We start from the raw sequence: 17,424 nt of genomic DNA on the forward strand, positions 1-17,424 counted from the left end.
CCCCCGGCGCCGCCCGGCCACGACCGCCCGTCTCCCGCCGCCGCCGTCAGCGGCGGGCGGAGGCCAAGGCCGCGAGGGGGTCGGGGGACGGGAGGCCACAGGGCCACCAGTCCTCCTGGCCCGGGTCGGACTCGTAGGCGTACCAGAGGCCGTCGCGGCCGAGGCGGAGCTGGGAGGCACGACTGCTGAGGTGGTTGCGGCGGGGCCGGAAGGAACCCTGCTCGGCCGCCAGCAGCGCCGGGCGGGCGCGGTCGAAGGGCCCCGCGGGCGGATCCCATTCCTCCTCCAGCACCAGCAGCCCGGCGCGGCCGCCCTGGCGCCAGGCCGCGACCGCGCGGGCCAGGTCGCCCGGGGAGCGGCCGGTGGCGGCGGCCAGATCGCGGTACAGGGCGCGGGTCGAGGCCGCCAGACCCGAGGTCGCCGGCTGGGCCGTGGCGAGGCGGACCGCGTCCTGCCAGAGCGTCAGCCCCGCGATCGGGTCCTCGCCGGTGGCCAGGAGTGCGTGGGCGCGCGCCGAGGCGTCGGCGGCGAGCTGGTCCAGGGCCAGCGGATCGGGCGCGCCCGGCTCCCCCGGGTAGGCGGGGGCGGCGCCCACGGGCGGCGCGTCGAGCGGGGCGGGCAGCGGCGGGAGGGCGGTGCGGTGCACGGCTCCGCGCGCGGGGACGCCGGGGAAGTCGCTCGCGGCTTCCGGCTGTTCGCGGGCGGCGTGGGCGGCGTTGCGGCGGGTCAGCTCGTCGAGGAGGTCCCGCTCGCCCCGCCCGCGCAGCAGCATCAGGACGAACGGGTCCTCATCGAGCAGCCGGGCCGCGCGGTAACAGAGCGCGGCGGCGTGCTTGCACGGCGGGAGTCCGGCGTCCGGGCAGGAGCAGTGCGGTACGAGGTCCCCGGCGCGCGGCAGTAGCCGCCCGGCCAGGGACTGCGGGATCTCGCGCTCCAGCAGGGCGGCCAGGGCGGCGGGCTGCGCGGCCGTGTCCTCCAGCAGGTCGTCCCACTCCTCCTCCGTGAAGGCGGTCAGGGCCAGTTCCGTGCGGTACGGCCGGGCCCGGCTGCCCCGCACGTACGCCACGATCCGCCCGGGGGTGACCGTCACCGCATCGACGTGCCCGTCATAGGCGTACGTCCGCCCGCGCCCGAGGCGTGCGGAGTCCCGGGAGAGCCCCTCCAGCGCGGCCACCCAGGCCCGCCCCCACCAGCTCACGGCCTCGGCCCCGGCGGGCAGGGAGTCGAAGGTGCGGCGCAGATCGTCGCGTGCGGTGATCACGAGCGCCTGCGCAGGGAGACGAGGTCGGCGAGTTCACGGTCGGTCAGCTCGGTCAGCGCGGTCTCGCCCGACCCGAGGACCGCGTCGGCCAGCGCGCGCTTGGCCTCCAGCATCTCGGCGATGCGGTCCTCGACGGTGCCTTCCGCGATGATCCGGTGGACCTGGACGGGCTGGGTCTGCCCGATGCGGTAGGCCCGGTCGGTGGCCTGTTCCTCCACGGCCGGGTTCCACCAGCGGTCGTAGTGGATGACGTGACCGGCGCGGGTGAGGTTCAGGCCGGTGCCCGCCGCCTTCAACGACAGCAGGAACACCGGGACTTCACCGTCCTGGAAGCGGTCGACCAGCTCCTCGCGGCGGGGCACCGGGGTGCCGCCGTGCAGCAGCTGGACCGGGATCCCGCGGGCCGTCAGGTGCTGCTCCAGGATCCGGGCCATCGTCACGTACTGAGTGAAGACCAGCACCGAACCGCCTTCGGACACGATCGTGTCCAACAGCTCGTCCAGCAGGGCGAGTTTGCCGGAGCGGTGCGGGATCCGGGGCCGCTCCTCCTTGAGGTACTGCGCCGGGTGGTTGCAGATCTGCTTGAGCGAGGCCAGCAGCTTCATGATCATGCCGCGGCGTTCGATGCCCTCGCTCGCCTCGATCACGGCCATCGCCTCGTCCACCGCGGCCTGGTAGAGGGAGGCCTGCTCCCGGGTCAGCGAGACGGGGTGGTCGGTCTCCGTCTTGGGCGGCAGCTCCGGCGCGATCCCCGGGTCCGACTTCTTGCGGCGCAGCAGGAACGGCCGCACCAGCGCGGCCAGCCGGGCCACCGCCTCCTCGTTTCCGCCGTCCTCCTCCTGCTGGTGTTCCACGGGCCGGGCGTGCCGGGCCCGGAAGGCGGTCAGCGGGCCGAGCAGCCCGGGGGTGGTCCAGTCGAGGAGGGCCCACAGCTCGGACAGGTTGTTCTCGACGGGGGTGCCGGTCAGCGCGACCCGGGCCGGCGCACCGATGGTGCGCAGGGCCCGCGCGGTCGCCGAATGGGGGTTCTTGATGTGCTGCGCCTCATCGGCGACGACCATCCCCCAGTCCTGGCCGGCCAGCCGGGACGCGCTCGCCCGCATCGTCCCGTAGGTGGTGAGGACGAAGCCGTCCGCCAGGCCCTCCAGGCTGCGGCCGGCCCCGTGGAACCGGCGCACCGGAACACCGGGGGCGAACCGCTCGATCTCCCGCTGCCAGTTGCCCAGCAGGGACGCGGGGCAGATCACCAGGGTCGGCTCGGGGCGCGCCCGGTGCAGGTGGAGCGCGATCAGCGTGACGGTCTTGCCCAGTCCCATGTCGTCGGCGAGGCAGCCGCCGAGGCCGAGGGAGGTCATCAGGTCCAGCCAGGCCAGCCCGCGCGCCTGGTAGTCGCGCAGGGTGGCGTGGAGCCCGGGCGGCTGCGGCAGGGGTACCAGCTCCCCGGTCAGCCGGTCCCGCAGCTCGGCCAGCGCGCCCACGGCGACGGCGGGCACGGTCTCCCCTTCGGCCTCGGCCTCGCCGGTCAGTACGGCCGCCAGCGCGTCCACCGGATCCAGCAGCCCCAGATCCCGCTTGCGGGCCTTGCGCACCAGCTCCGGATCGACCCGCACCCACTGGTCGCGCAGCCGCACCACCGGCCGGTGGGCCTGGGCGAGGGCGTCCATCTCGCCGGGGGTCAGCCGGTCCCCGCCGAGCGCCAGCTCCCAGGAGAAGGCGAACAGCCCGGCCGCGTCGAAGAACGCCGTCCCGTCGGTGGCCGAACCGGGCGCGGTCGACCGTACGACGGCACTCGCGCTCAGCGTACGAGCCAGGTCCCGCGGCCAGTGGACGCTCACCCCGGCCGCGCCGAGCCGGGTCGCGGCGGCGCCCAGCAGGTCCTCCAGCTCGGGGTCCGACAGGGCCAGCACATCGGGCACGGGCTGGTCCAGCAGCCGCAGCAGCGGCGGCCACACCCGGGCGGCCCGGCGCAGCGCGAGCACGGCCTCGACCCGGGCCCGGGGGCCGAACCGGTCGGTGGCCACCCCCGCCCACAGCGCGCCCGCGTCGGTCACCAGCGTCGGATCGGCCAGGCTGTGCACCTGGACCACGGCCGCCCCCGCCCGGCGCACCTGGTCGGTGTCCTGGGCGGCGCCCTCCTCGGCGTCGAAGAGGCGGTACGAGGAGAGGTCGAGCCGCAGCGAGATCCCCACCCCCGCGTCGGCCCCGGCGGCCACCTGCGCGGCCCACTCCCGCAGGCCGGACACCTGCTGCGGCTCGGCCGAGGCGAAGGGGCGACCGGCGGCGACCGGCGCGGCCGGGGTCCGCGGCAGGGTGTCCGCGACGGCGTCGAGGAAGGCGCGGACCAGGGCTTCCGGCTCGGGCAGGGACAGCGGGCGGCGCCCGGGCAGCGGAGCGGCGTACCCCTCGTAGGGCAGGGCGGCGGCGACCGCGCGGAGGTAGGCGATGTCCTCGGTGTCCAGGGGGCCCACGCGCCAGGCGTCGAAGCCGTCCGGGGTCAGGCCGGGGAGCAGCCGGCCCCGCGCGGCGAGCGCGAGGGCCTGCCGGGCGGCGGTGCCCCAGGCCCGGGTGGCCGGGTGGGCGGCGGGATGCCGCGGGGCCACGGCGAGCAGCGGGAGCGCGGCGCTGAGCGGGAGGACGAGCGCGGGGACGGTCCGCGTCCGCAGGGTGGCTCCCGCGGGGCGGACGGCGCCGAGCGGTTCGCGGACCGCGCCGGGAAGGCCGAGGAGGTCCGCGGGATCCGGCAGCTCATCGCCCGACGGCGACCAGAAGGCGATCCGCCCCTGCCGGGGCACGGCGGCGGGCAGAAAGAGTGCGGCGTGACACAGCAGCGCAGCACCCGGCCGAGCCCGCCCCCCGGTCTGCGACCGCAGCTGCGGCTGCCGCTGCCGCTGCGTGGACGCCACAGGACGGCCCCGCCCGGTCCCGCCGGACCCTACGGAGCCCGGGGAGCCCACGGAGCCACGGGAGCCCGGCGAGCCCGCAGGGCCCAAGGAACCCACGGAGCCGGAGGCGCCCGAGGGACCCGCAGACCCCGCAGACTCCGCAGAGCCCCGGGACCCCACGGAGCCCGGCGAGCCCGCAGAGCCCAAGGAACCCACGGAGCCGGAAGCACCCGAGGGGCCCGCAGAGCCCGGGGAATCCGCGGCGCCCGGGGGGAAGCCAGGGGAGCCCGGGGGGACGCCACGGGAGCCCGCTGCTCGCTCGGCGGTCGCGGCCGACGCGGCACGGACCGCGGCGGCCGCCCGGAGCGCCCGCGCGGCGAGCGCGCGGTCACGCGGCGAATGTTCCACTGCCTTCCCCCCTCCCTCACTCCTGCGAACCCACGACTGCGGGATGTCACTGCCAACGAGTCTAGGTGGGGGCACTGACAATGCCGTTGACCTGCGGGATTGACCTTCGCATCACCGGTGCGCGACCGGGGTATGGCTGTCCGCACAGACCGTTGCAGAGGGAGTCCGCCCATGTTCCGACGCGTCACCGCCTCAGCCACCGCCCTCACCGCGACAGCCGCACTCACACTCACCTTCGCGCTCACCGCGTCCGCGGCCGCGTCCGCCTCGGCCGCCACCGCACCCGCACCCACCGCCCCCGCCCCCGGCTTCCTCACCAGCCGCGACATGCCCCCGCACCCCACCTCCCCGTGGACCCAGGGCAAGGTCACCCAGGGCCTCCCCGACCCCGCCCCGTTCTGCCTGGAGGCCGCACTGCCCGCCGCAGGCAGCGCGCACCGCGCCTTCGGCACCGACCTCGACACCAGCGCGGTCCAGGTCTCGGTGCGCACCGCCTCCGACGCGGCGGCCGAGAGGCTGGCCGCCGCCCTGGAGCGCGAGGTGGCGGCCTGCGCGGCCGACTGGCGGCGCGCGAACCCGGGCGGGACGGCCTCCTGGCAGGACTACGGCACGCTCCCCGTCGAGGAGGGGGCGCACGTCTACGGTGTGCACACCTCGGTCCCGGACTCCGAGCCCGGTGTCCACCTCTACGGCATCGGGCGTGACGGCTCCACCGTGACCGTCGTGAAGTGGGGGCAGATGGGGGTCCTCGCCGACGCCCCCGTCCCCGCCTTCAAGAAGACCACCACCACGGCGGTGAACAAGCTCAACCCCTGACGGGCCGCGCGTGGGACCATGGACGGACGGGAGGAACGTCGGTCGGGCGACAGAGCCGAGGCGATGGCCATGCGTTCCGGGAACGAGCCGGTGACCGCGCGCAGTCCGCTGCGGCTGCGGTTCTGGCTCAGCGTGTGGGGGCTGGTCTGGGCCGCCGCCGGCACGGCCGCCTTCGCGGTGGCCGGGCAGCCCGCCTGGGCCGCGGCCTGCGGGGCGCTGCTGCTCCTGGTCGGCGTCGACATGGCGATGATCGTGCACCACATCCACCAGGGCCCGCACTACCAGCCGGGCCCGGACGTACCGCCGTACGAACCGCCGCACCGCTGGTACGAGCGCGGGTAGGACCTGCTCCTCGGACCGAGTCCTCGAACCCAGTCCTCGAACCGAGCCCTCGGACCTACTCCTCGAACCCCGCCGCCTGGAGGTACTCCGGCTGCGGGTCCAGGGCCGCGGCGAGCCGGAAGTGTCGGCGGGCCCGCTCCGGCTGACCGGCCCGCTGGTGCGTACGGGCCAGCGCGAAGTGCGCGAAGGCGTTGTCCGGCTCCCGCTCCAGGACCAGCTCGAACTCCAGTGCCGCCGGCCTCAGTTGGGCGGCCGCGAAGAAGGCCCGGGCGCGCAGCAGCCGGGCGGCGGTGTTCTCCGGGTGGGCGGCTATCACCGAGTCGAGCAGCTTCACGGCGCCCCTCGGGTCCCGGGCGGCGAGCAGCTGCTCGGCGGCCCGGAAGTCGATGACATGGGTCTCCGGGCTGACGGAGCCGGGCCCGGGCACCGGCTCCGGTGCGGGCTCCGGGGCGGACGGGGACGGCGGCGTGGTGTCGGACACGATGTGTTTCCTTCCCTCTCCGGGCGCCTTCAACGCACCGCGGTTCCAAGCCCGTTCAGGATGCCGTTCAGGAGGCCGCTCAGGAGGCCGTTCAGGCGCGGGGCTGCGCCGCGCGCGCGGTGAGTTCCTCCCACACCTTGCGCACCTGCGGTTCCAGCGCCGCGAGCGGCCCGTCGTTGTCGATGACCAGCGTGGCCACCGCCAGTCGCTGTTCCCGGGTCGCCTGCGCCGCCATCCGGGCCCGCGCCTCGTCCTCGGCCATACCCCGCAGCGAGGTCAGCCGGGCCAGCTGGGTCCGCGGCGCCGCGTCCACGACGACGACCAGGTCGTACAGCGGTGCCAGACCGTTCTCCGTGAGCAGCGGTACGTCGTGCACGACGATCGCGTCGGGCCCCGCGGCCGCTTCCAGCTCGGCCGAACGGGCGCCCACCAGCGGGTGCACGATCGCGTTCAGGGTGCTCAGGAGTTCCGGGTCGGCGAAGACGATCGAGCCGAGCCTCGGCCGGTCGAGGGTGCCGTCGGGGGCCAGTACGGACTCCCCGAAGGCGGCCACGACCGCGGCGAGTCCGGGCGTACCGGGCTCCACGACCTCCCGCGCGATCCGGTCGGCATCCACGATCACCGCCCCGTACCCCGCCAGCAGTCGTGAGACCGCGCTCTTACCGGCACCGATTCCGCCCGTCAGGCCCACCTTCAACATGGCCCGCAGCCTAGCCCCCGCCCCTGGAGCGCCGACGTACGGCCCGCCCCCCGGGTCCTACGCCTCGCCCTCGCGCTCCGCGAGGAACCGCTCGAACTCGCGGCCGATCTCGTCCGCCGAGGGGATCTCGGCGGGCTCCGCGATCATGTTGCCCCGGGTCTCGGCCCCGGCCGCCGCGTCGAACTGGTGCTCAAGGCCCTGCACGAGGTTGACCAGCTCCTCGTCGCCCTCCCGGATCTGCCGGTCGATCTCCGTCTGCGTCCGGTGCGCCTCGGTGCGCAGCGCGTGCGCCACGCTCGGCAGCACCAGGCCGGTCGCGCCCGTGATCGCCTCCAGGGCGGTCAGCGCGGCGTCCGGGTACGAGGAGCGGGCGACGTAGTGCGGGACGTGCGCGGCGACACCCAGGACGTCGTGTCCGGCCTGGCCGAGCCGGAACTCCACCAGGGACTCCGCGCTGCCCGGCACCTGCGCCTCGTCGAAGGGGCTGCGGTGGCCCGGCATCAGGTCGGTGCGGTTGCCGTGCGGGGTGATGCCGACGGGGCGGGTGTGCGGGACGCCCATCGGGATGCCGTGGAAGTTCACCGAGAGGCGGACGCCGAGACGTTCCACGATCTGCTGCACCGCGGCGGCGAAGCGCTCCCACTCCACGTCCGGTTCGGGACCGGACAGCAGCAGGAACGGCGCGCCGGTGGCGTCCTGGACGAGCCGGACCTCCAGCGCGGGGGCCTCGAAGTCGCTCCAGCGGTCCCGCTGGAAGGTCAGCAGCGGACGCCGGGCCCGGTAGTCCACGAGCCGGTCCGCGTCGAAACGGGCCACCACCTGGTGGGGCAGCGCGTCCAGGAGCCGCTCAACGATCTGCTCGCCGGCCTCTCCCGCGTCGATGTACCCCTCGAAGTGGTAGAGCATGACCAGCCCGGCGGACTCCTGGGCGAGCGCCAGGTCCACCACGGCCAGACCCTTCGCATCCCACTCGTACAGCCCTTGCGGATCAAGCACCGTCACCACTCCCCTTCGTCTCGTTCTCTGCCAAGAACGTTCAAGGAAGCGCCGCCATTCCCCAGTTGACCAGTTGGCCGCTGATCGGGGAGAAACGCGATGAGGCCCGCCCCCCGAAGGGGACGGGCCTCGTCGTTCAGCTCAGCTCAGCCGTGCGCCGGAGCGCACTGCCATGCGCTGCGATCAGCTCTGGCCGCCGGCCAGCTTCTCGCGCAGCGCCGCCAGGGCCTCGTCCGACGCCAGGGCGCCGGAGGTCTCGTCCGCACCCTCGGAGGAGTACGAACCACCGGACAGGCTGCTCGTGCCGCCACCGGTGCTGCCACCGGCGGCCGGGGCTGCAGCGCCCTCGGCAGCGGCGGCCTCGTCGGCCTCGCGGCTCTTGATGACCTGCGCCTGGTGCTGCTCGAAGCGGACCTGCGCCTCGGCGTACTGGCGCTCCCACGTCTCGCGCTGGGAGTCGAAGCCCTCGAGCCAGTCGTTGGTCTCGGGGTCGAAGCCCTCGGGGTAGATGTAGTTGCCCTGGTCGTCGTACGAGGCAGCCATGCCGTACAGCGTCGGGTCGAACTCGACCGAGGCCGGGTCGGCACCGAAGGACTCGTTGGCCTGCTTCAGCGACAGCGAGATCCGGCGACGCTCAAGGTCGATGTCGATGACCTTGACGAAGATCTCGTCGTTGACCTGGACGACCTGCTCCGGGATCTCCACGTGGCGCTCGGCCAGCTCGGAGATGTGGACCAGACCCTCGATGCCCTCGTCCACACGGACGAACGCACCGAACGGAACCAGCTTGGTGACCTTACCCGGGACGACCTGACCGATCTGGTGCGTCCGGGCGAACTGCTGCCACGGGTCTTCCTGCGTCGCCTTCAGCGACAGGGAGACGCGCTCGCGGTCCATGTCGACGTCGAGGACCTCGACGGTGACTTCCTGGCCGACCTCGACAACCTCGGACGGGTGGTCGATGTGCTTCCAGGACAGCTCGGAGACGTGGACGAGACCGTCGACGCCACCCAGGTCCACGAAGGCACCGAAGTTGACGATCGAGGAAACGACGCCGGAGCGGACCTGACCCTTCTGCAGGGTGGTGAGGAACGTCTGGCGAACCTCGGACTGGGTCTGCTCGAGCCAGGCGCGGCGGGACAGGACCACGTTGTTGCGGTTCTTGTCCAGCTCGATGATCTTCGCCTCGAGCTCCTTGCCCACGTAGGGCTGGAGGTCGCGGACGCGACGCATCTCGACGAGAGAGGCCGGCAGGAAGCCGCGGAGGCCGATGTCGAGGATGAGACCACCCTTGACGACCTCGATGACGGTACCGGTGACGATGCCGTCTTCTTCCTTGATCTTCTCGATCGTGCCCCAGGCACGCTCGTACTGAGCGCGCTTCTTGGACAGGATGAGACGGCCTTCCTTGTCCTCCTTCTGGAGAACCAGGGCCTCGATCTCGTCGCCGACCTTGACGACATCGTTCGGGTCGACATCGTGCTTGATCGAGAGCTCGCGGCTCGGGATCACGCCTTCCGTCTTGTAACCGATGTCGAGGAGAACCTCGTCCCGGTCGACCTTGACGATGACGCCGTCGACGATGTCGCCGTCGTTGAAGTACTTGATCGTCTCGTCGATCGCCGCGAGGAAAGCTTCCGCGTCGCCGATGTCGTTGACCGCTACCTGCGGAGGAGTGGTGGCGGTGGTCTCGGTGCTGCTCGTCATGTGGGAAAGGGCTCCGGTTACGGACAGAAAGTCGTAGGTACTGCTACGCCGGGAGCCCTTATCGCCATCTGCCTATGACCGGACAGCCAAGGAGGTCTCCAGAACGCTCGAAGAGCGGCGGGAGCCTCGAAAACCGAGGGGACTGCAACAGATGCGAGCGCAGCCTGCTAGGTCTGAGGAGCACAGGCTCGCAGCGCAACTTGTAGCATACGGGGGCAGCCGGACAGGGTCAATGCGCGAAGGCGGACACCCGGGGCAGAACGCCATTTACCCGGCACAATTCGTAGGCGGGGAACCCGTGATGACCGGCTCCCTGCCTTATTTTCGAAGACTACGACGACGGGCCCCATGAACCAAGAGGACTACGACCCCGAAGAAGCGTACGAAGCGGAAGCGGCCGCCGGCGACGACGACGCCGAGGCCACGCGCCGTGCCGCCGGGGAAGCGGAGAGCAGTCGCGCGAGCCGTGGCTGGTGGGACCGCAACGCCGACGAGTACCAGAGCGACCACGGCGCCTTCCTCGGCGACGACCGCTTCGTCTGGGGTCCCGAGGGCCTGGACGAGGCCGAGGCCGCCCTGCTCGGGCCGGCCGCCTCCCTGAAGGGGCTCGACGTCCTGGAGATCGGCGCGGGCGCCGCCCAGTGCTCGCGCTGGCTGGCCGCGCAGGGCGCCCGGCCGGTCGCCCTCGACCTCTCCCACCGCCAGCTCCAGCACGCCCTGCGGATCGGCGATGACGTCCCCCTCGTCGAGGCCGACGCCGGGAACCTGCCCTTCCGCGACGGTTCCTTCGACCTCGCCTGCTCCGCCTACGGCGCGGTCCCCTTCGTCGCCGACCCGGTGAACGTGATGCGCGAGGTGCACCGCGTGCTGCGGCCCGGCGGCCGCTGGGTCTTCTCCGTCACCCACCCCATCCGGTGGGCCTTCCCCGACGAGCCCGGGCCCGAGGGCCTCTCCGTCGCCGCCTCCTACTTCGACCGGACCCCTTACGTCGAACAGGACGAGCAGGGCCGCGCCGTCTACGTGGAGCACCACCGCACCCTCGGCGACCGGGTCCGGGACGTGGTCGCGGGCGGGTTCCGTCTCCTCGACCTCGTCGAGCCCGAGTGGCCCGCCTGGAACAGCCAGGAGTGGGGCGGCTGGTCCCCGCTGCGCGGCAACCTGATCCCCGGCACCGCGATCTTCGTCTGCGAGCGCGGCTGACCCATGGCACCCGTCACCCGCGCCTCCGCCGTCCGTACCTCCGCCCTGGAATCCCTCCCCGTCGCCGCGGCCGTGCCCGAGCTGGTCGCGGCGCTCGACGCGCACGGCACGGCGGTGCTGTGCGCGCCGCCCGGCACCGGCAAGACCACGCTGGTCCCGCTGGTCCTGGCCGGTCTGGTGGGCGGCGGCCCCGCGCGGAAGGTGATCGTCGCCGAACCCCGGCGGATCGCGGCCCGGGCGGCGGCGCGGCGGATGGCCTGGCTGCTGGGCGAGCCGGCCGGGGCCTCGGTCGGCTTCACGGTGCGCGGCGAGCGGGTCGTGGGGCCGGACGCCCGGGTCGAGGTGGTGACCACCGGAGTGCTGCTCCAGCGCCTCCAGCGGGACCAGGAGCTGGCCGGCACCGACGTGGTGATCCTGGACGAGTGCCACGAGCGGCACCTGGACGCCGACACCGTCGCCGCCTTCCTCCTCGACGTACGGGCGGCACTGCGCCCGGAGCTGCGGCTGCTCGCCGCCTCCGCGACCACCGACGCCGCCGGGTGGGCGCGGCTGCTGGGGGACGCGCCGGTCGTGGAGGCGGCCGGGGTCGCGCACCCGGTCGAGGTGGTGTGGGCCCCGCCGGTACGTCCGGTGCGCCCGCCGCACGGCATGCGCGTCGACCCGGCGCTGCTGACCCACGTCGCGGCGGTGGTGCGGCGGGCGCTGGCGGAGCGCGCGGGGGACGTGCTGTGCTTCCTGCCCGGCGTCGGGGAGATCTCCCGGGTCGCCGGGCAGCTGGGCGCGGTGGACGCCGAGGTGCTCCAGGTGCACGGGCGGGCCCCGGCGGCGGTGCAGGACGCCGTCCTCGCGGGCGGCACCGGGCGGCGCCGGGTGATCCTGGCGACGGCCGTGGCGGAGTCCAGCCTGACCGTGCCGGGGGTGCGGATCGTGGTGGACGCGGGGCTGGCCCGCGAGCCGCGGGTGGACCACGCGCGGGGCCTGGGCGCGCTGGCGACCGTACGGGCGTCCCGCGCGTCGGCGCGCCAGCGGGCGGGGCGGGCCGGGCGCGAGGCGCCGGGCGCGGTGTACCGCTGCTGGCCCGAAGCGGAGCACAGACAGCTCGCCGCGTTCCCCTCCCCCGAGATCCGGATCGCCGACCTGGCCCAGTTCGCGCTCCAGGCCGCCTGCTGGGGTGACCCGGACGCGACCGGCCTGGCGCTGCTGGACCCGCCCCCGGCCGGTGCGATGGCGGCGGCGCGGGAGGTACTGGCGGCCGTGGACGCCGTGTCCCCGGCCGGGCGGGTGAGCGCGCGGGGCCACGCGATGGCCCGCCTCGGCCTGCACCCGCGCCTGGCCCGCGCGCTGCTGGACGGCGCGGCGGAGGTCGGCGCGCGGCGGGCGGCGGAGGTGGTGGCCCTCCTGAGCGAGGAGCCGCCGCGGGAGTACGGCGACGACCTGGCCGCCGCCTGGCGCCAGGCCCGCCGCGCCACCGACGCCTACGCCCCCCGCTGGCGCACCGAATCCCACCGCCTCACCCGCGCCCTCCCCACCCCGCGCACCGGGCCCGGGACGCCTGTGGCTGAGGCAGACGCTCCACCGACGCCTCCGGCGCGCCCTCCGGGGGCGCCTCAAACGCCGGCGAGGCTGGAATCGGGCGCGTCCGGGACGTCGGCAGGAGTCGGTGCAGCCGCACGGGGATCCGAGGCGGGCGCAAAAACAGCCCCGCCGGCGTTTGAGGCGCCGCCGGAGGCCATACCGGCGTGCCCGGCAGAGGAGTCGGCCCGGCCACACACCCCAGCCTCGCCGGCGTTTGAGGCGCCGCCGGAGGCTGCCCCGGGCACCGGGCACCGGAATGCTCCGCCGTCGGAGCTGGAAGCGGGCCCGCGTCGGGGCGGGGGGCTTGGGGACGATGCTGTCGTTGGGCTGATCGTGGCGCTCGCGTTTCCTGAGCGGGTCGCGCAGCGGAAGGGGGAGGGGGCCTATCTCATGGCCTCCGGGACGGGGGCCGAGCTGGGCGACGGGTCGCGGCTGCGCAGCGCGCCCTGGCTGGCCGTCGCCGTCGCGGACCGCCCCCCGCACTCCCCCTCGGCCAGGATCCGGCTCGCCGCCCTCGTCGACGAGGACACGGCCCGCGCGGCCGCCGCGCACCTGCTGTCCTCCGGCGAGGAGGTCCGCTGGGCGGGCGGTGACGTCAGCGCCCGCCACGTGGAGCGCCTCGGCGCGATCGAGCTGACCGTGCGCCCGCTGCGCGCACCCGCCCCGGACCGGGTCCGGGCCGCCCTGCTGGAGGGGCTCCGCGCCGAGGGCCTCAGCCTGCTGCGCTGGTCCGCCGACGCCCGCACGCTGCGGGCCCGCCTCGCGTTCCTGCACCGCACCCTCGGCGCGCCCTGGCCGGACGTCGCGCGGGACGACGTACTCCTGTCGCGCGCGGACGACTGGCTGGAGCCGGAGCTGTCCCGGGCCCGGCGCCGCGCCGATCTCGGCCGGATCGAGGCGGGCCAGGCCCTGAACCGGCTGCTGCCGTGGGCCACCGGGCAGGCCGCCCGGCTGGACGAGCTGGCTCCCGAACGGATCACGGTCCCCAGCGGTTCCCGGATCCGGGTGGATTACGGCGACGGCGACGGCCAGCCCGTCCTGGCGGTCAAGCTCCAGGAGCTGTTCGGCCTCGCGCGGACCCCGCTGGTCGCGGGGGTGCCCGTACTCGTGCACCTGCTGTCGCCCGCCGGGCGCCCGGCGGCGGTCACGGCCGACCTGGCGTCGTTCTGGCGGGACGGCTACCGCGCCGTGCGCGCCGAGCTGCGCGGCCGCTACCCCCGCCACCCCTGGCCGGAGGACCCGGCGGCCGCCGAGCCCACCCGCCACACCACGAACCGGCTGCGCCGCTCGCCTTAGGCACGTCAGGTAGGCGCGTCAGGCCGCCGCGGGCACCGGCGCCGCCGACTCGGCCGGGTCGTCGCCCGGTCCGCCGCCGTCGGATCCGCGCAGGCGGCGGCCGCGCGCCTCCAGCCACAGGGCGAGCCCGAAGAGGCCGAGGCCGGCGACCAGCAGCCCCTCGGGCCCGTAGGTGTGCAGGGCGAGCACCTTGGTGCGGTTCGACTTGACCAGGTCGACGGTGTAGTCGAGGTAGTCCGGCCGGATCTTGACGTCCCCGGCGAAGGCGGTCAGCTTGCCGTCGGGCCGCGCGGCCGCGATCCCGCCGCGCATCTCCTGCTGGATGCTCTGCTCGGCGTTGACGGGCGCTCCGGTGACCGGGTCGACCCAGAACTTCATGGTGGCCGAGTACCAGAGGGAGGTGCCGGTCTGCTCCTCGATCTTCGCCGGGTCGATGCCGGGGATCGGCATCTTCTTCGGCATGGGGACCTTGGACCAGGGGACGGTCATCTCGAAGTAGTAGACGTCCAGGCCGCGGAACGTCCGCGGGCCGACGTAGTGGATCGGCGAGGAGGTGCGCGTCTGCGCGTCGAAGTACAGGTAGTCGCGCGGCTCGGTGAAGAACGGCCACTTGAACTCGATGCCCTCGCGCTTGACCGCGTCCCCGTCGACCATCTCGCCGGTGGCGTGCACCGGGTCCTGGGTGTGCGCGTCGAAGATGTAGCGCTCGGGGATCTGGGAGACCATCTTGCCGTCCGGCCCGGCGATGTAGGTGAGGGTGTCCCAGACGACGACGTCCTTGCCCGCGCTCGCCTCGATCTCCTTGGACGCCTCGACGTTGCCCTTGAGGGTCTGGATGATCGTGACCTTGTCGACCTTCTTGGGCTCCATGCCGTTGTTGTAGTCGAGGAGGGTCGCGTTCTTCGCCTCCAGGACCATCTCCTGGTACTGGCTCGGCGGGATCTTCGCGAGCCGGGGGTACGCGTACCAGCGCAGCAGGGGCGCGAGGGCGGTGCAGAACACGGCTAGGGCAAGCAGGACGAGGCTCGCTCTGCGTCGCATGGCCGGGCCTCCTCTTACTTTCCGGGGGCGGAGGGGATCGTGGTCAGCAGGGGCCTGGGCGAGGTCCTGCCTTCCGGCACTCCGATCGCCGTGACGGTGAGGACGAGGGCCAGCGCGGCGGCCAGCCCGATGGCGGCGGCGACGAGTGCGCGCATGCCGGTGCCTCCGGGATCTCCGAGATCTGATGTGTCGTCAGGTCTGGCGCACCGTAGCAACGCGGGGTCGAGATGAGAACCGTCTGGCTACGGGCTTTCCGGGGCCGCGGGCGAGGCGCTCGGGGAGGCCTTCGCGGACGCCTTGGGCGACGGGGACGGGGACGGGCTCACGCTCACGCTCGGGCTCGCGCTCGGCTTCGGAGCGGGGGACGTGCTGGCCGACGGCTCCGGCGTGGGGGTGGGCGTCGGGCTCGCCGACGGCTCCGGGGTGGGGGTGGTCGTGGGGCTCGGCGTGGGCATGGGCGTGGGTGTCGGCGTCGGACTCGGACTCGGCTTCGGGCTCGGGGTCGGACTCGGCGTGGGAGTCGGGCTCGGGGTCGGGGTGGGAGTCGGCTTCGGCGTCGGGACCGGTGTCGGCTTGGGCGTCGGCTTCACGGTCGGCGCCGTCACCACCGTGCCCGCGCCCGGGTCCGTACCGGCGCCCGTACCCGTACCCGCGCCCGCACCGGCGCCGGATCCGTCCGGCACCTCGTGCGCGCCCTTCAGGTAGTAGGCGTACCAGGACCGCACCGTCGCCAGGTACTCCGTCGAGTAGTTGTAGGAGAGGACCGCCCGGTCCAGGTCCGCGCCCACCCGCAGGTCCCGCGTGCCCGCGCACAGGTAGCGCCCGGCGGCGAGGGCCGCGTCGTGCACGTTGTTCGGGTCGCGCCGCCCGTCGCCGTTCGCGTCCTGGCCCCAGGCCGCCCAGGTGGACGGGATGAACTGCATCGGCCCCACCGCCCGGTCGTGGGCCGCGTCCCCGTCGTACGCCCCGCCGTCCGTGTCCGGGATGTTCGCGAAACCGTTGCCGTCGAGTACGGGCCCCAGGATCGGCCGCAGCGTCGTGCCCGCGGCGTCCACCCGGCCGCCGCGGGCCTGCCCGGACTCGACCTTGCCTATCGCCGCGAGCAGTTGCCAGCGCAGCCCGCACCTCGGGTCGCTCGCCGCGATCTTCTGCTCCGCACCCCGGTACGCCGCCAGCACGGACGCCGGTATCCCCTGCGCGCCCTCCGCCGGACCCGTGGCCGCCGCCTCACCCGTGGGCGTGGGCGTGGCCGCCGGGGCCGGTGCCGGCCCGGGGGTGTCGGCGGCCTGCAGCACGGCGGGCGGCTCGGGGCTGGTGAGGGGCGGGAGTTCGGTGATGTAGGCGGAGTTGCCGGAGGCGGTGGCTCCGCCCGGCGCCGTCGTCGGCTGCTCGCTGCGCGTGCCGCTCCCGGCATCGGCGAGGACCAGCGCGCCCGGCGCCTGCGAACCGGTCACGGCGCCCGCGACCAGGGCGGAGACGACGATCGCGAGACCGCCCCGCAGCCACCCGTGGCTGGAGCGAGCCGTTGACCGGCTCGATGACCTGACCGATGACCGGACTGTTGACCGAGCCGACATGTGCGGACTCCTCCCCCTCGACGTCCGCGCGACGGTACGTCAACTCGCTTCACACTGCATCAACCTGGCTGCGGAATTCACCACTTCCGCACGTCTTGGGCAGGTCACGCATACTGTCCCGACCGTTCGGGGCGCATTGGACCGAAGTAAAGACCGCAGCGCGGACCGCGGTGGGACCACCGCCGGACCGCGGCCGCGAGAGACCGACGAGAGGTGCCATGCCGTTCACACTCAGCCATGCGGCCGCCGTCCTTCCGGTGATCCGCCGGACCGGCCGCGCGCGGGGGCCGCTGATCGCCTCCGCCCTGGTACTGGGCTCGTTCGCGCCCGACACCTTCTACTTCGCGGACGCCGTCGTCCAAGGGGTGATGGGCTACGGCGACTTCGCGCACTCCGTGCCGGGCGTGCTCACCCTCGACGCTGTCCTGACCGCGGCCCTCGCCGGATGCTGGCTGCTGCTGCGCGAGCCGCTCGTCGCGCTGCTCCCGCGGCGGGCCCGCGGCCGGGTGCACGCCCTGGTCCGCGGTGAGCACTGGCGCGGGATCCGGCCGCCGGTGCTGGCGCTCCGCTTCTACCTCTCCGCGGTGCTCGGCTCGCTCACGCACATCGTGTGGGACAGCTTCACGCACATGGACCGGTGGGCATGCGGATGCTGCCCGACCTGGGCCGCCCGCTCGCCCTGGGGCTGCCGCTCTACACCTGGCTGCAGTACGGAAGTTCGGCACTGGCCGCGGTCGCGCTCGGCTGGTTCACGGTGAGCGCGCTGCGGCGGCTGCCGCGGCGCCCCGCACCGGATTGCGTACCGGTGCTGGGGCGGGTGGACCGCTGGGGCGCGGCCGTCCTGGCCGGGGCTTGCGTGGGCGCCGGGGTGGGGCTGCGGGTCGCCCGCTTCTTCACGTACCACGACCGGGTCCGCAGCCCGCTCGACATCATCCCGACCGTCTGTTTCGGAACCGGTGGCGGGCTCGCCGTGGCCCTGCTGCTGTACGGGGTCCTGGTGCGCCTGCGCCACCGCCACCGCGACAGCAGCAGCCACCCCGAGGAAACGCGTACGCCCGTCCCCACCGCATAGCGGGGACGGGCGTACGGACTCGGCGGGCCGCGCGGCGGTGCCGGTCGGCGGCGGTGCCGGTCGGCCGCGG

General features: G+C 74.3%; 15 protein-coding genes. 6 read left to right on the forward strand and 9 right to left on the reverse strand.

Annotated elements, in window-relative coordinates; all coding sequences use genetic code 11:
• Positions 1–46 precede the first annotated feature (46 nt).
• Both OHS33_RS08935 and OHS33_RS08940 read right to left on the reverse strand, forming a co-directional pair.
• Positions 47–1,261: a hypothetical protein gene (locus OHS33_RS08935; RefSeq protein ID WP_330329839.1), complete on the reverse strand. Its 1,215-nt coding sequence runs from the start codon at positions 1,259–1,261 to the stop codon at positions 47–49.
• Entirely contained in the window at positions 1,258–4,131 is a 2,874-nt protein-coding gene (locus OHS33_RS08940) for a DEAD/DEAH box helicase (RefSeq protein ID WP_330334969.1), read from the reverse strand. Before OHS33_RS08940 ends, OHS33_RS08935 begins: the two co-directional genes overlap by 4 nt.
• 591 nt (positions 4,132–4,722) lie before the next feature.
• Between OHS33_RS08940 and OHS33_RS08945 the strand changes: the two genes are divergently transcribed.
• Together OHS33_RS08945 and OHS33_RS08950 are read left to right on the forward strand one after the other, a co-directional pair.
• On the forward strand, positions 4,723–5,367 hold the full coding sequence (locus OHS33_RS08945) for a hypothetical protein (RefSeq protein WP_330329840.1): 645 nt from the start codon (positions 4,723–4,725) through the stop codon (positions 5,365–5,367).
• A gap of 69 nt (positions 5,368–5,436) precedes the next feature.
• On the forward strand, positions 5,437–5,709 hold the full coding sequence (locus tag OHS33_RS08950; RefSeq protein WP_330334970.1) for a DUF6343 family protein: 273 nt from the start codon (positions 5,437–5,439) through the stop codon (positions 5,707–5,709).
• Between the two features lie 55 nt (positions 5,710–5,764).
• On the opposite strand, the gene OHS33_RS08955 is transcribed toward OHS33_RS08950, so the two are convergent.
• The 4 genes from OHS33_RS08955 to rpsA all read right to left on the reverse strand — a co-directional run bounded on the left by OHS33_RS08955 (position 5,765) and on the right by rpsA (position 9,593).
• Entirely contained in the window at positions 5,765–6,136 is a 372-nt protein-coding gene (locus OHS33_RS08955) for a tetratricopeptide repeat protein (protein WP_330334971.1), read from the reverse strand.
• A gap of 145 nt (positions 6,137–6,281) precedes the next feature.
• Positions 6,282–6,890 carry a dephospho-CoA kinase gene (gene coaE, locus OHS33_RS08960; RefSeq protein ID WP_330329841.1) on the reverse strand — a complete coding sequence of 203 codons (609 nt, stop codon included), beginning with the start codon at positions 6,888–6,890 and terminating at the stop codon, positions 6,282–6,284.
• Between the two features lie 57 nt (positions 6,891–6,947).
• Entirely contained in the window at positions 6,948–7,886 is a 939-nt protein-coding gene (locus OHS33_RS08965; RefSeq protein ID WP_330329842.1) for a PAC2 family protein, read from the reverse strand.
• 183 nt (positions 7,887–8,069) lie between these two features.
• Complete coding sequence (gene rpsA / locus OHS33_RS08970) at positions 8,070–9,593, reverse strand: 30S ribosomal protein S1 (protein ID WP_330329843.1); 1,524 nt, start codon at positions 9,591–9,593, stop codon at positions 8,070–8,072.
• Positions 9,594–9,941: 348 nt separating this feature from the next.
• On the opposite strand from rpsA, the gene OHS33_RS08975 reads away from it, so the two are divergent.
• Positions 9,942–10,793: a class I SAM-dependent methyltransferase gene (locus OHS33_RS08975; RefSeq protein WP_330329844.1), complete on the forward strand. Its 852-nt coding sequence runs from the start codon at positions 9,942–9,944 to the stop codon at positions 10,791–10,793.
• Positions 10,794–10,796: 3 nt separating this feature from the next.
• Positions 10,797–13,664, forward strand: coding sequence for an ATP-dependent RNA helicase (locus OHS33_RS08980; RefSeq protein ID WP_330329845.1), 2,868 nt, complete (start codon positions 10,797–10,799; stop codon positions 13,662–13,664).
• Positions 13,665–13,682: 18 nt separating this feature from the next.
• Here the strand turns inward: OHS33_RS08980 and OHS33_RS08985 are convergent, their stop codons facing one another.
• The 3 genes from OHS33_RS08985 to OHS33_RS08995 all read right to left on the reverse strand — a co-directional run bounded on the left by OHS33_RS08985 (position 13,683) and on the right by OHS33_RS08995 (position 16,282).
• A complete protein-coding gene (locus tag OHS33_RS08985) occupies positions 13,683–14,705 on the reverse strand; it encodes a DUF3068 domain-containing protein (protein ID WP_330329846.1) in 1,023 nt (340 codons plus the stop codon).
• Positions 14,706–14,719: 14 nt separating this feature from the next.
• Positions 14,720–14,860, reverse strand: coding sequence for an SPW_0924 family protein (locus tag OHS33_RS08990; RefSeq protein ID WP_330329847.1), 141 nt, complete (start codon positions 14,858–14,860; stop codon positions 14,720–14,722).
• An 87-nt stretch (positions 14,861–14,947) separates the two neighbouring features.
• The gene (locus OHS33_RS08995; RefSeq protein ID WP_330329848.1) at positions 14,948–16,282 is read right to left on the reverse strand and encodes a lytic transglycosylase domain-containing protein; all 1,335 of its coding nucleotides are present in this window, start codon (positions 16,280–16,282) and stop codon (positions 14,948–14,950) included.
• A 218-nt stretch (positions 16,283–16,500) separates the two neighbouring features.
• Between OHS33_RS08995 and OHS33_RS09000 the strand changes: the two genes are divergently transcribed.
• Together OHS33_RS09000 and OHS33_RS09005 are read left to right on the forward strand one after the other, a co-directional pair.
• Positions 16,501–17,040, forward strand: a complete 540-nt coding sequence (locus OHS33_RS09000; protein WP_330329849.1) for a DUF4184 family protein — start codon at positions 16,501–16,503, stop codon at positions 17,038–17,040.
• Positions 17,037–17,354 (forward strand): hypothetical protein, encoded by a 318-nt coding sequence (locus tag OHS33_RS09005; protein ID WP_330329850.1) that lies wholly within the window; start codon positions 17,037–17,039, stop codon positions 17,352–17,354. Before OHS33_RS09000 ends, OHS33_RS09005 begins: the two co-directional genes overlap by 4 nt.
• The last annotated feature ends 70 nt before the right edge of the window (positions 17,355–17,424 follow it).

Source organism: Streptomyces sp. NBC_00536 (assembly GCF_036346295.1).
GTDB lineage: Bacteria > Actinomycetota > Actinomycetes > Streptomycetales > Streptomycetaceae > Streptomyces.